Genomic DNA, 12,947 nt, shown 5'->3' with positions numbered 1-12,947 from the left:
ATGACATGCTCGTTATTCTTTTTCCCTTTTTCTCTCCAAATATGAAGCGGGGCGCGTCTAACGCGCCAGCACGAAGGCGGCCAGCACCGCAAAGATGACCGAAAGAACGTTCACCGCATCATTGTCAAGCCACCGCCAGCCTTTCATATGAATGGTCGCCTGCCCGCAATGCCATTTCCGCTCAGTCGTCGCCCCGCATGCCGGACAGCGGTAAGCCGCTTGCCAAGCCGCGCCAAGCCACGTATCGAACCAGCTGCCGAGCCAACCGAAAAAGGCAAGAGTAAAAACGGGTCGGACGTCGAGAAAAAACACGCCAACAGCCGCAATAAACAGTGCGCCGGCAAACGAAGCAGCCGTGCCAAGGAGCGTCACAGCCCCTGAGGTGCCGGCTTCCACCGGCCGAAAGCTCGGCCAAACCCGAGGCGGCCACGGGCTTAAAGAACCGATTTCAGATGCCCACGTATCAGCGTTCGCTGCAGCGACGGCGACAACAAACAGATCATCCCAAATCGGGTCGGGACGGACAGCGGCCAATAGCGCCAACACGGCCGGCACCCCGCCATTGGCCAGCACTTGGATGGCATCGCGCCGCCCGCCTTTCGCCAATTTTTCAGACAGTTTTGCCTTGCGTTGCCTTCCGATGTGGCTAAAGAAGCTGGAGCTGACAAAAAAGCAGCCTAACACCCATATTCCGCCCCATGAAAAGCCGCATCCAACCGCTGCGCCGATGACAACGGTTGCCGCCGCTCCTGATATGGACAACAAGCGCAACAACCACCCGCCGCCGGCGGCGAGGGCAGAGACCGCGATATACCACCATTCATCGCTCACAGTGAAGAACTCCTTGATCAGTAATAATGAATTTCACCGGCACATCATGCTCCTCGGCCGGAATGTCGTCCATCACTTGAAAGGAGTAAGCCAGCGCTGCCGTCACCGCCGAAGCTCCCGGCAAATATCGGTCGTAATACCCGCCGCCATAGCCGATCCGGTAGCCGGTTTTGGCAAAACAGACCCCCGGGACAATGATGAGATCAAACTCATCGCGGTCGATCGGCGTTGTTTGTTTTTCAATCGGCTCAAACAATCCGGCGTACGCTTTTTCGAGCTGGGCAAACGACTCAAGCCGCCGAAAGGACATCGTTTTCGCCCTTGGATCGCATTTCGGGACGCCGATCGTTTTTCCTTCCCGCCACGCCTGTTCAATGATCGGCAAGGTGTTGACTTCCGTCTCTCTCGACACCGTCATGGCGATCGTCCGCGCCGTTTGCCATAATGGCCACCGATATAAATGAGCGGCGATTTGCCGATCGTACATCTCTTTTTCTGCCGCTTTAAGCTGCCGAAGCTGATTCAACATGCGCTGGCGCCATTCCTGTTTGCCGTCCATCATCTTCCCCTTCCTCCCATAAAGATAAAAAGCAGCAGGAATCATCTTCCCACTGCTTACTTCGTTTCGCGGTGCAACGTGACTTTGCGATCGCGCGGGCAATATTTTTTCAATTCCAAACGCTCTGGGTTGTTGCGTTTATTTTTCGATGTAATATAGTTGCGTTCGCCGCATTCTGTGCATGCCAATGTAATGTTCACGCGCATCTTTTTTCCCTCCAAACGAGCTTTATACTTTATATATAATCAGACCTTTCTATGATACCATTTTTCTTCGGCGATTTCCACCTCTAAATTTCATCTGAGTCAGTCAAGACTTTGTGGAGAACATTTTTTCGGTTCACTACGGGCGTTGTCAATCACTAGTTAGCGAACCATTTTCAGGAATTAATATCGTAAGCGCTTTCGGACTCTCATCCCTCATCTTGAGGTGATGATATTGTATTCCATTTTTTTACACCCAACCACCATCCCGGAGCGCCGACAACGCTTGATGGATCGGCGTCCCGGATGACCGCTGCAGACACGGTAGATTCTGACGCACCACATCTGCCCATAACCGTCCGGCCTTCCGTTTGGCCTGTTCGATCCGCTTGGACTTTGTTGAGGCCGAGACGGCCGACTGGGGCTCTTGCTCCTCCCACCGTCCCTTTCTCCACCCGATCCCGTCGATTCGGGCTGCCATCGCCCTCAGAAACGCCCGAAGCCCTTGGTCTTTCCAGCTGCGGCGGGATTTCACCCGATGCGCAAACCGGCTCATCACGCTCTCGGCGTGGCCCATCGGACGCATGCCGGTCGTCTCCACCCCTTGCTCCGACAGCCACTCCCGATAGTCCCGGATGCATCCCGGCATCGACTCGATCCGGCGGATCATGGCAGCCATCTGCTTCTCTTTCGCTTCGTCCTCCAACGTGCCGACCGCGCTGTTCAGCTCGACCAAAAGTCCTTCTTCGTCTTGTTTCGCCAGCTTCTTCCGCACCTCCCGCCAACGCGGATGGCCGGACAGACACTGACGCAGCTCCCGCGCCACATGAAATCGATCCAGCTGAAAGCAGGCCCGCTTTCCAAAATACTCCCGGCAGGCTGTGATCCACGACGCCGCGTCGCCGTTGATGATCAAAAGGTCCCGGCACGGGTCATAGGCATATTCGTTCATCAGCCACTCTTCAAACCGTTCCCACACGTCTCCCTCCCCTTCATGGAGGTAGTGGCGCCGGTTCACGAGCTCGAGCTGCGAACCGTTTCGTTTCCATCCCTCGTGAACCGCCAGGATTTTCTCTTCTTTCGCCCGTTTCCCTTTCCCCTGGCGGGAAATAAACAGCCCATCCGCCTCCACAAATAGCACTCGGCCGTGCCGTTGGGAAACAGGGTGGTGCAGCGAGACAGGGGCCTCCAGCACCAGTTGGCGAATCGCCTCGTGGCTTAGGACCGCATACCCCACGATCGACTCCAACGTACGGGCTGCTTTGCGGTAGGAAGAGCACTCTACGGCCAACTCGACCGCCGTTTCCTCGAGGCAAGGGCTGATCGACTGCGCTCCATCAAAGCCCAGTTCGGCATCCAGCAAGAAGGTATACGCCCCCGCCTGCCGATCATAGTAGTAGTTCCGTCGAAACGTCACTTCTCCAAACAGCGTTTGGATCGTGGTCGGCCGTTTGTCTTTCAGCTGATACCGGCGCTTGTCCCGCGCTTCCGCCAGTTGTTGATCAATCTCCTCCAAAAGGGCCGCCAACAAGACAGCGAACACCTTTTGAAGAGTTCTGACTAATTGTTCCTCCAGCTCTTTTAATAAAGGCCATTCTGTGGTAAGATGTTTCATGGACTCTCTCCCTCCTGTTTTCGGTTGATGTTGACAATCACCATCATAGCAGGGAGAGAGTCCTTTTTTCACGACATTTGCTTTTTCTACCGCGCTTCGCTTGGTGGCCCCGACGAGCGTCGCGAACAAAAGTTCGCAACCCTCGTCGGGGATCATTTCGGAATGTCACCCACAAATATTTTACTCACACATTTCATCTTTGTTCAATAAGAGCGCCACAAGCAGAGAATGGTATGGTATAGTGAAAAGGGGAGGGATGCATGTGGTGGAATACGCAATCATCGCTTTGGCAGCTCTAGCCATTATTCTCCTTGTTCTTTCCTTTTTTGCGAAAGATGAACTGAAACCGCTCGAAGAACAAATCGATCATTTGACCGTTTCCCTGGCGCAAGAAACGTACCAGATCAAAAAGCGGCTGCAAGTCATCGAGGAGGAGCTCCTCATTCCGGAGCGGCAACGGTCCGCTTCGCCGCGGCTTGGCGGATCATTGTCGCCGGCCGATCGGCGCATCTTGTTTTTGCATAAACAAGGATTCCCGCTCGAAGACATCGCCCGTGAGACGGGGCTGACCGTTGCGGAAGTCGAGCGGGCGGTAAGGAGGTTGCGCCGATGAACAAGCGATCCATGCGTTCGTTTTCCCTCGGGTTGCTTGTATCGACAGCACTGATCGGCGCCTCGTATTACGCTTCACCCCCGGCTGCACCGACGGAAGCGGAAATCAAGACGTTCCTCAAACAGCATGGGCTTGTCGCCGTGGCGAAAGAGGAATACGACAGGCTCCGCAGCGCTCAGCCGAACGCCGCTCCGAAAGCGGCGTCCAAGCAGATGTCCGAACCATCAGGGCAAACCGTTTACGTCTATCGACTCGTTATTCAAAAAGGAGATACGCCAGAGACCTTTGCCCGCGAACTTGAAGAGGCTGGCATCATTCAAAGCGCCCGCGCCTTCAACGACTACTTGGAACAACATGGGCTGACGCGCTCCATCCGCCCCGGCGTCTACAACGTGCGGAGCGATATGGACTACGCAGCGATCGGCCGTTTGATTGCCGAACCATAACGAAAGAAGGTGTCCCTCCCAAAGGACCGGGACACCTTTTCTTAAGGCTGTGTCTGCGCATCAAACAGCGTTTTTTTGAAAGAAACACATCTTTTTTGAAACGAACTTTTTGTCCGTCATGCCTGACGCCCTCCGGCCGCTTTTATCATCCGAACCGCCCGGCGATATAATCCGCCGTCCGCTGATCAGCTGGACGAGAAAACAACGTTTTTGTCTCTCCGTACTCAATCACTTCTCCGTTTAAGAAAAACGCTGTCCGATCGGAAATGCGAGCCGCCTGCTGCATATTATGCGTGACAATGATGATGCTGTATTTTGTTTTCAGCTCGCCCATCAACTCCTCGACCTTCGCTGTCGAAATGGGATCGAGCGCTGATGTCGGTTCATCCATTAAAATGACATCCGGCTCGACGGCCAAACAGCGGGCGATGCACAGCCGCTGCTGTTGGCCGCCCGATAAACCGAGGGCATTTTCATGAAGCCGATCTTTGACTTCCTCCCAGAGCGCCGCTTGGCGCAAGCTTTTTTCGACGATCTCATCGAGCCGCCGCCGGTCGCGGATCCCATGAATGCGCGGCCCATAGGCGACGTTGTCATAAATCGACTTTGGAAACGGGTTGGGCTTTTGAAACACCATGCCCACTTGCGTCCGCAGCTGTTCAACAGGGTATGACGTGTCAAAAATGCGGCGGCCGCGATACAAAATCTCCCCTTCGAGCCGGACGTTTGGAATGAGCTCGATCATTCGATTGAGCGTTTTGATATAGGTTGACTTGCCGCATCCTGACGGGCCGATAATCGCTGTAATCTCGCGTTCATAAAAAGACAGGTGAATATGTTTTAACGCATGATGCTCGCCATACCATACGTTCAGTCCATTCGTTTCGTAAACAACCTCTTTTTTCACCAACTGGGCCGAAGGAATGTCCTCTTTTCGGCGCTCCACCACCGCCATCGTACTCATCGGCGTGACTCCTTTCATTTCCTTCCGCCCTCACTGGCAGCGGAAGATCGAGTTTTTCCTATCATAAGCATACAAAACGATCGTTAACGCTGTGTGGACGGTATGTAAAGTTTTTGTAAACGAACATCATTTTTTGGCTCTTCACCACAACATGTACTTGACAAGCAATACGGTTTCCTGCACAAAGATATGCAAAAAGTGCTGATTTTCCCTCACAAGCGTAAATAGGGTATGTTCAGAAAAAATCAAGTACAACTTTTAGTGAAGAGCCATTTTTTTACAAGCGCAAAAAAAGAGGCGCCTGGCTAGGCGCCTTTCATGTCAGCGCGCATCGGCGGCCTCCGCACCGCCTTGCGCATCGAAGCTGCTCCCGCCTCCGGCCGCCCGCTTCGCTTTCAATTCAAAATAGGCGTCCAAAATGCGGCGGCCGATCCGGTCATTAATCCCGTCGCTCTCCCCTTGCGTCGCCCACGGGACGACAACGGCGAACGACACTTCTGGATCGTTGTACGGCGCATAGCCAACAAGCGTCAAGTTGTACGTTGGATCATTCCGTCGGCTTTGGATCGGTCCATCGTAAAACGCCTCTGCCGTCCCCGTTTTGCCGGCCGGCTTGTACGAAGCACTCGCAAAGTACGAATACGCCGTTCCGCCCGGCTCTTGCATCACACGGCGGAATCCTTCTTGCACCCGCTTGATGTATTCCGTCTTCATATCAATCCGGTTTAGCACAACCGGTTCGAACCGTTTCATGATCCGGCCAAGTTTTTTTCCGTCAGCCGACGGCTCACGAATTTCTTTGACAAGCTGCGGCTTCATCCGATAGCCGCCGTTGGCGATCGTCGAGACGTATTGCGCCAGCTGCATCGGCGTATACATATCGTACTGGCCGATGGCTAAGTCGAGCAAAAATCCGCCGCGCGTGCTTTGTCCTTGGAAGCCGCTAAGTTCGTTCGGCAAATCGATGCCCGTTTTCACGCCAAGGCCAAATTGGCTGAAATAGTGGCGAATCGTCGCAAATGCCTCTGGATTGATGCGAAGCGGCGCATGCGGACGGTACACACCGCCCCCGATGGCGATCGCTGTTTTGAACATATAGACGTTCGACGACTGCTTGAGCGCTGTCAGTTCGTTGATCGTCCCCATCGTCTTCCATGATTTTTTCACCGGGGTTCCTTTAATATACAGCGGCTCGTCCTTTATATACGTATTCGGATGAAGCACCCCGGTTTGAAAGCCGGTGAGAACGGTCGCCCCTTTCACCGCCGATCCCATCGCATAGGCGGACGTGATGTTGCCGATGGCAAAGTCGACAAATTTGCCGTCTTGAAGAAGCTTGCCGGCCATCGCCAACACTTCGCCCGTCTTCGGGTTCATCATGACGACAAACGCCCGGTCCAAGAGCGGCGATCGGCCTTTGCGCTTCGTCGCCAGAATCTCTTGTTGAATGATTTGCTCAACCTTTTGCTGGAGCTCGGCATCAATGGTTAACACGAGGTCTTTGCCGCGCTCGCCTGGATACACTTGCTCAACCGAGATGACATTGCCCGATTTGTCAACAACGTTTTTCACTTTTGCCTTTTTGCCGTGCAGCACTTCTTCATACTGCATCTCCAAATAGCTTTTGCCGACGCGGTCATTGCGGCTGTAGTCGCGGGCTAAAAAGTAATCGAGCCGTTCGCGCGGGACGCCTTCGTCTTCTTCAGTCACACTGCCGAGCACAGAGCGGAATGTGTTGTCATAGACGTATTTCCGGTCCCAATCCACCGTCGTATTGACGCCGGGCAGCTCGCTCAAATGCTCGCTGACGACCGCATATTCGCGGTCGGTCACTCCTTTGCTTTTGACCGTCTGTGGCGTCAAGGCGTAGCCGCTCTCCATCTCATGTTTAATGGCGATCACTTCAAGCTCTGCTTTCGAAATTTGCGCCAAATCTTGCTTGGTGATGCGATCGAGCGTCCACTCGTACACTTTTTTGTCGATCTCTTTTTGCGTCAATCCTTGATCAGCGAGCTTTTTCCGTTCTTGTTCGCTCACCTTCCGTTTCGCTTCTTTCGGATGCGTTAAAATCCAATAATCTTTCATATCGCGCTCAGTTACTTTTTTCTCAGCATCGGGAATGTCGATGTATTGGGCAAGTTTCCTTGCTATGTCCAATATTTCTTCCGGCTGTGTCGTTTTGGAGCGCGTGTACGTAATCGCCTTTTGCGGTGTGTTGTCGACGATCACGCGGCCGAATCGATCGTAAATTTTGCCGCGCGGCACCGGCGTGCTGACGATTTCATCCTGCGTTCGCTCCACTTCGCGCCGATAATCTTCACCGTAGACGATTTGTACGACGCCAAGGCGTAAAATCAGTGCTGAAAACAACAAAAAAACAAAGAAAAACAAAATGTTTAACCGAATCGGCACTTGTGCTCGCTTTTTCCGTTTCATCCCCCGGTCCTCCTTCTCCTCCCCCTATTGTAAAAGAAAAAGTCGGTCATGGCTAGGGAAAAACTTGGCCCCTCACACCGGCGAACGGCCTCGTTCGCCGGCCAGCTTCGGCCGAAGCAAAAGCCTCTCGCGCTGATCGCGCTCCGGACGGCCATCGGTGAAGCGAATGCGGCGGACAAACCAATAAATCACCAAATGCCCGGCCCCGCACACAAACATAAGCACCCGAATGCCAGCCTCTTCACCAAAGAGCGCCATAGCCGTCAAAAAGGCTAAAATCGATGCCACCCGTCCGGCGTTTAAAAACAATTCCCGGACAACAATGTATTCGACGCGCGCCTCGGCCGATTTCCAGCTCTTTCCGATGACGTCAAACGTCAAGGAGGAATACGGAACAAGCAGCAATGGATACGCAATGGCGATCGTGATGGCATAAAGAATGAGGCGCGGATAGGTTGGATGGAAGACGATCAAAAAAATCGCTCCGTATAGCAACGCTCCTCCCAGCAAAATCGCTTTCATCCGATATTCACGCTTGATCAGCCGGGAGACAGCATAATAGGCGACAAACGATGTAAACGAGTTGACAAGCCCGAATTTGCCGAGCGCCCATTCACTTCCAGAAGTGACATACACAAGCACGGAAATGATAAACACAAACGTGCCTTCGCGCAATCCTTGAAAAAAGTGGGCATTCGTAATGAGCCGCCAGTTCCGGTTTTCATTCCGCTCCTTTAAAATGCGGACGAACAAATATTTCCCCGCGGCCGCGCGGCGCTTCAAGAAAAAGCTGAGCAGCACAGCGACAAGAAACAAGCCGAGCGACAGCGAGAAAACGAACGTATACCCTTTCGCTCCATGAAGCGATGAGATGATATAACCGGCGGCAATCGGCCCGATCATGCCGGCTGATGAGGTCAACACCCCGAAAAAACCGTTAAAAAAGTCGCGCGTCTCCGGTTCGGTAATTTCAAATGTCAACACGTTAAACGCCAACCAATAAAAACCATAGCCGACGCCGAGCAGCGCGCCGAGAAAAAGCAAATATTGATGAGCGCGAGAGCCGACCAATAAAACGGTGACAAAAAAAACGGCTAAACACGACACGCCAAGCCGCAAAACGAGGATGCGGTCAATTTGTTTCGCCAGCCGTCCGGCGAAAATAAACGTCAGCGGCTGCATCGTGACGACCGCCAAATTGTATAGCGCCAAGTCGCGGAAATCGCCGGTCTGTTTCCATAAATAAATGTTGACAAACGTGTTTGAGAGGGAAACACCGAGCGTGTAAAACCCGCCGATGCAAAGCAAAAGCAACAGGTCGCGGTTCACTTGTTCTTGGCCGGTTAGTTTTTGGAAAAATGCCATTGCAAACTCCCCTTTTCATCTATCCGGTAGTGTGGCCATTTCCGCAGCCTCTATGCACCCGGCGCGAAGAAAACCGCTTCCTTTGCCTGCACCCTCCGTCGCTAAAAAAAGCGGGGCGTTTTGTTTCGCCCCGCTTTGTTGATTACTTCGCTTTCGCTTCGCTGTACCGTTTCGCCACTTCGTCCCAGTTGACAATGTTCCAGAATGCGGCAATGTATTCCGGACGGCGGTTTTGGTATTTCAAGTAGTACGCATGCTCCCAAACGTCCAAGCCGAGAATCGGCGTTTTGCCTTCCATGATCGGCGAGTCTTGGTTCGGCGTGCTCGTAATTTCCAGCTCGCCGTTGTTCACGACAAGCCATGCCCAGCCAGAACCGAAACGGCCGGCCGCTGCTTTCGAAAACTCGTCTTTAAACGCGGTGAAGCTGCCGAATTTTTTGTTGATCGCCTCAGCCAGCTCACCCGTCGGCTCACCGCCGCCATTTGGCGACAAAATCGTCCAGAAAAGCGAGTGGTTTGCATGACCGCCGCCGTTGTTGCGCACCGCCGTGCGAATGCTTTCCGGAAGGGCTTCCAAATTGCTGAGCAATTCTTCGAGCGATTTGTTTTGCAAATCCGGATGCCCTTCAAGCGCCGCATTCAAATTTGTAACGTATGTGTTATGGTGCTTCGTGTGGTGAATGTTCATCGTTTCTTTGTCGATGTGCGGCTCAAGCGCATCATACGGATACGGCAATGCTGGCAATTCAAATGGCATACCGATCTCCTCCTTTTTGATTTATGTACACGAACGCCAAAGCGTTCGCTTGAGATTAGCTTACCAAAGTTGGCACAATGTTTCAATCGATTTGCTTGTCCTCGCTTTTTGTTTACATATTTTCAACACACCGTTGACCGTTTCTTCATAATGACAAGCTATAGTATAAGGTAGCTTCCAGTTAAGGGGGAACTCAGCGAAAATGGAAACAAAGCGATCACGTTCTTTATGGAACGCCTTTCGACTTGAGACAATTGTCATGATGGCCATGGTGCTCACAACGACGTTGTCGGCCCTTGTCATCACCTCAATCAGCTATATTCAAGGGCGCCATTCAGCGATTCAGTCGATCCAACAACAGTTGCAGCTATCAAGTTGCAATGGCGCGCCTTGCTTGAAACCTTTCATTTGCCTTCTGACTAAAGCGGGAAGATGCCCGCTTTTTCTTTGTCTCAAGTTGAATTCTTCCTCTTTCCCGGCTACAATGGAAAAGGAGACAAAGAAAGGTGTGTCTGCGATGAACGTATTCGTCCAGCTGTGGAAAAGCTTATATTCTCCGAAAGACATCGCCCGCTTTCGATTTCAGGGAATTGGGAAAACGATCGGTTATTTGTTTTTGCTGACTTTGCTGTCCATTCTTCCGACGTTTTACTATGTCTCCTCGTCGCTCACTGAAGGCATCCGCACAACGAGCGCCTTATTGAATAACGAGTTGCCGCCGTTTTCGATTGAAAACGGCGAACTTCACTCGGAGGCGGCCACGCCGATTCATATTGATCAAGGCGGATTTACGATCATTTTTGACAGCACCGGCAAAGTGACGAGTGAGAACGTCGAGCAGTTTCCGAACGCCATCGCGCTCTTGAAGCATGAAGCCGTGCTCGTCGCCGGCCATCAGGCGCAGCATTACAGCTATGCCACGTTTCCGGATGTGACCATTACCAACGAAGACGTTCGCGCGTTCATCGCCGGTCTTCAGTCGCTTCTCCCTGTCCTCATCCCGCTTTTTGGGCTCGTTTTATACGTGCTCGCCTGCGCCGGGAAATTCATCAGCGTGTGCATCTTTGCCTTTTTCGGCCTGATTCTTGCCGGCGTGCTCGACAAAACGCTGCGCTACCGCCATACATGGGTGATGTCGGCTTACGCCATTACGCTGTCGACCGTCTTTTTCACCGTGATGGAAACGGTGCAAGCGGTCGTGCCCTACGGCGCGTTGATCCATTGGTTCGTTTCGCTTGTCGTTCTCTTTTTGGCAGTCAAGGAAGTGCCATCAGCCAAACGGGAAATATAAAAAAGCTGCCTGTCGATGCAGGACAGCTTTTTTTGTGCTTACGCTGCTTTGCTTCTTTCTCCTCGTCCTCGACGCGCGCGCCGCCCCCCGGAGAAATGCCGCGCAAGCAAGGAAGAAGCGAGCCGTGCAGCCAAATTGAATAAAAGAACGGCCACCATCAACACAGCCGCCGATTTGGCCGCGATCAGCTTCGCGTCTGGGACAATGCCTTCCGAATTCAATTTCCAAATATGCACCGTCAGCGTTTCGGCCGGCCGGAACACGTTCAGCGGGTTGGCCTGGCTGCCCCAATCCGCATCCCAACGAAGCATCGGAGTCGTCAGCCCAGCGGTATAAATGAAAACAGCCGCTTCGCCGAAAATGCGCCCAGCCGATAAAATGACGCCGGTGACAATTTGCGGGATGGCGGCCGGAAGCACCGCTTTGACCAACGTCTGCCAGCGCGTCGCTCCAAGGGCAAGACTCCCCTCTTTAATGTTGGCTGGAACATCCAAAATCGCCGTTTCGCAAATGCGCGTCAATCCAGGCAAATTGATGATCGTGACGGCTAACGCTCCGCCGAGCAGCGTATAGCCCCAACCCGTCAAGGTGACAAACGCCAACAATCCAAACAACCCGACGACAATCGACGGCAATGATGCCATCGTTTCCAAGCAAAGGCGAATGAACCCGACGATCCGCCCTTGTTTGGCGTATTCGGCCAAATAAATTCCAGCTCCCAACGAAAGCGGAACCGACAAAAGCAATGTCACAACCAACATATAAAATGAATTGATGAGCTGCGGACCAATGCCGCCGCCCGCTTGCGTATTGCTCGGCCGTCCGAACAGAAACTCAGGTTGCCAAAACCCCGCTCCTTTCGACAACACAACGGCAAAAAAGAACATGAGCAACCCGATGACTGCAGCAGCCACCGCATAGAAAATGCCTGTCCAAACTTTATCGATCATTCGCGCTGTCATCTTATCGCTCCTTTCTCGGGCCGACCAAACGGATCACGGCAATGAAGAAAAACGAGATCAAGAGCAAAATGAGCGCCAATGTCCATAACGCGTTGTTCCATGGTGTTCCGTTGATCGTATTTGCCATATCCATCGTCAATACACTTGTTAACGTCGCCGTCGGGCTGTCAAGGCCTGAAGGCAGCTTAATCGTATTGCCGATCACCATCTGCACAGCAAGCGCCTCGCCAAACGCCCGCGCCAAGCCGAGAACGACGCCGGTGGCAATCCCGGCTTTCGCCGCCGGAACGATGACGCGGGAAATCGCCTGCCAACGCGTAGAGCCAAGCCCGTATGATGCTTCCATATACGTCATCGGGACATTGGCCAAGGCGTCGGCCGCAATGCTGGTGATGGTCGGCAAAATCATCATACTAAGGACGATGATCCCCGCCAACAGACTAAAGCCGGAGCCTCCGAACCATTCGCGCAAGAGCGGAACGAGAATCGTCACCCCAAGCCAGCCATACACCACCGACGGAATGCCGACAAGCAGCTCCAGCACCGGCTTGAGCAACGAAACGAACCATTTGGGAGCGATAAAGTTCATGAAAATCGCCAACGCCAACGCGATCGGCGCACTGATCAACAAAGCGCCAAGCGAGACGAGCATCGAGCCAACAATAAAAATGAGCGCCCCATACTTCGGCGGCGTGCCGTTTGGATCCCATTGCATCGAAAGCAACATGTCGGAAAGCGAAAGACCGCTGTCCGTAAAGGACTGAATTCCCTTTACCGCCAAAAAGATGATCATCGTCACCGTAATCAGAACGATCAGCCAGCCGCAGATGACCGCAAACGTGCGGCCGATGTACTCTTCAAGCCAGCGATTCCGCCGTTTCGTATGCATTTGTTGCATGGCTTCA

13 protein-coding genes are annotated in these 12,947 nt (G+C 53.0%); 3 read left to right on the top strand and 10 right to left on the bottom strand.

Annotated features, from left to right (window positions below):
* Positions 1–57: 57 nt before the first annotated feature.
* The 4 genes from CWI35_RS16185 to CWI35_RS16170 all read right to left on the bottom strand — a co-directional run bounded on the left by CWI35_RS16185 (position 58) and on the right by CWI35_RS16170 (position 3,208).
* On the bottom strand, positions 58–831 hold the full coding sequence (locus CWI35_RS16185) for a DUF92 domain-containing protein (RefSeq protein WP_011231929.1): 774 nt from the start codon (positions 829–831) through the stop codon (positions 58–60).
* Entirely contained in the window at positions 821–1,393 is a 573-nt protein-coding gene (locus tag CWI35_RS16180) for a 5-formyltetrahydrofolate cyclo-ligase (protein ID WP_033007314.1), read from the bottom strand. The genes CWI35_RS16185 and CWI35_RS16180 overlap by 11 nt, the downstream gene beginning before the upstream one ends.
* Before the next feature lie 53 nt (positions 1,394–1,446).
* Positions 1,447–1,596, bottom strand: coding sequence for a 50S ribosomal protein L33 (gene rpmG, locus CWI35_RS16175; RefSeq protein ID WP_011231931.1), 150 nt, complete (start codon positions 1,594–1,596; stop codon positions 1,447–1,449).
* Positions 1,597–1,843: 247 nt separating this feature from the next.
* Complete coding sequence (locus CWI35_RS16170) at positions 1,844–3,208, bottom strand: ISLre2 family transposase (RefSeq protein WP_119877350.1); 1,365 nt, start codon at positions 3,206–3,208, stop codon at positions 1,844–1,846.
* A 262-nt stretch (positions 3,209–3,470) separates the two neighbouring features.
* Here CWI35_RS16170 and CWI35_RS16165 point away from each other — a divergent pair, with 262 nt between their 5' ends.
* On the top strand, positions 3,471–3,821 hold the full coding sequence (locus CWI35_RS16165) for a sigma factor-like helix-turn-helix DNA-binding protein (protein WP_012820534.1): 351 nt from the start codon (positions 3,471–3,473) through the stop codon (positions 3,819–3,821).
* A complete protein-coding gene (locus CWI35_RS16160; RefSeq protein WP_011231933.1) occupies positions 3,818–4,267 on the top strand; it encodes an endolytic transglycosylase MltG in 450 nt (149 codons plus the stop codon). Before CWI35_RS16165 ends, CWI35_RS16160 begins: the two co-directional genes overlap by 4 nt.
* A gap of 145 nt (positions 4,268–4,412) precedes the next feature.
* Here CWI35_RS16160 and pstB read toward each other — a convergent pair whose 3' ends face one another.
* The 4 genes from pstB to sodA form a co-directional block, all read right to left on the bottom strand.
* The gene (gene pstB / locus CWI35_RS16155) at positions 4,413–5,222 is read right to left on the bottom strand and encodes a phosphate ABC transporter ATP-binding protein PstB (RefSeq protein WP_119878022.1); all 810 of its coding nucleotides are present in this window, start codon (positions 5,220–5,222) and stop codon (positions 4,413–4,415) included.
* Positions 5,223–5,552: 330 nt separating this feature from the next.
* On the bottom strand, positions 5,553–7,667 hold the full coding sequence (locus CWI35_RS16150; RefSeq protein ID WP_042381064.1) for a peptidoglycan D,D-transpeptidase FtsI family protein: 2,115 nt from the start codon (positions 7,665–7,667) through the stop codon (positions 5,553–5,555).
* A 72-nt stretch (positions 7,668–7,739) separates the two neighbouring features.
* Entirely contained in the window at positions 7,740–9,032 is a 1,293-nt protein-coding gene (locus tag CWI35_RS16145) for an MFS transporter (protein WP_023634664.1), read from the bottom strand.
* Between the two features lie 142 nt (positions 9,033–9,174).
* Positions 9,175–9,789 (bottom strand): superoxide dismutase SodA, encoded by a 615-nt coding sequence (gene sodA / locus CWI35_RS16140; RefSeq protein ID WP_011231937.1) that lies wholly within the window; start codon positions 9,787–9,789, stop codon positions 9,175–9,177.
* A gap of 517 nt (positions 9,790–10,306) precedes the next feature.
* Between sodA and CWI35_RS16130 the strand changes: the two genes are divergently transcribed.
* Positions 10,307–11,080, top strand: coding sequence for a DUF1189 domain-containing protein (locus CWI35_RS16130; protein WP_011231940.1), 774 nt, complete (start codon positions 10,307–10,309; stop codon positions 11,078–11,080).
* 38 nt (positions 11,081–11,118) lie between these two features.
* Here CWI35_RS16130 and pstA read toward each other — a convergent pair whose 3' ends face one another.
* Positions 11,119–12,042, bottom strand: coding sequence for a phosphate ABC transporter permease PstA (gene pstA / locus CWI35_RS16125; RefSeq protein ID WP_011231941.1), 924 nt, complete (start codon positions 12,040–12,042; stop codon positions 11,119–11,121).
* Between the two features lies 1 nt (position 12,043).
* Positions 12,044–12,931, bottom strand: a complete 888-nt coding sequence (gene pstC, locus CWI35_RS16120; protein WP_020278347.1) for a phosphate ABC transporter permease subunit PstC — start codon at positions 12,929–12,931, stop codon at positions 12,044–12,046.
* Positions 12,932–12,947 lie beyond the last annotated feature (16 nt).

This window comes from [Bacillus] caldolyticus (assembly GCF_003595605.1).
Classification (GTDB): domain Bacteria; phylum Bacillota; class Bacilli; order Bacillales; family Anoxybacillaceae; genus Geobacillus; species Geobacillus thermoleovorans.
This window is presented reverse-complemented; position numbering and strand designations above follow the sequence as displayed.

Bases quoted from the DNA above. Each gene is read 5' to 3' on its own strand.
- CWI35_RS16180 (WP_033007314.1), bottom strand. From the start codon at position 1,393: ATGATGGACGGCAAACAGGAATGGCGCCAGCGCATGTTGAATCAGCTT.
- rpmG (WP_011231931.1), bottom strand. From the start codon at position 1,596: ATGCGCGTGAACATTACATTGGCATGCACAGAATGCGGCGAACGCAAC.
- CWI35_RS16170 (WP_119877350.1), bottom strand. From the start codon at position 3,208: ATGAAACATCTTACCACAGAATGGCCTTTATTAAAAGAGCTGGAGGAA.
- CWI35_RS16160 (WP_011231933.1), top strand. From the start codon at position 3,818: ATGAACAAGCGATCCATGCGTTCGTTTTCCCTCGGGTTGCTTGTATCG.
- pstB (WP_119878022.1), bottom strand. From the start codon at position 5,222: ATGGCGGTGGTGGAGCGCCGAAAAGAGGACATTCCTTCGGCCCAGTTG.
- CWI35_RS16150 (WP_042381064.1), bottom strand. From the start codon at position 7,667: ATGAAACGGAAAAAGCGAGCACAAGTGCCGATTCGGTTAAACATTTTG.
- CWI35_RS16145 (WP_023634664.1), bottom strand. From the start codon at position 9,032: ATGGCATTTTTCCAAAAACTAACCGGCCAAGAACAAGTGAACCGCGAC.
- sodA (WP_011231937.1), bottom strand. From the start codon at position 9,789: ATGCCATTTGAATTGCCAGCATTGCCGTATCCGTATGATGCGCTTGAG.
- CWI35_RS16130 (WP_011231940.1), top strand. From the start codon at position 10,307: ATGAACGTATTCGTCCAGCTGTGGAAAAGCTTATATTCTCCGAAAGAC.
- pstA (WP_011231941.1), bottom strand. From the start codon at position 12,042: ATGACAGCGCGAATGATCGATAAAGTTTGGACAGGCATTTTCTATGCG.
- pstC (WP_020278347.1), bottom strand. From the start codon at position 12,931: ATGCATACGAAACGGCGGAATCGCTGGCTTGAAGAGTACATCGGCCGC.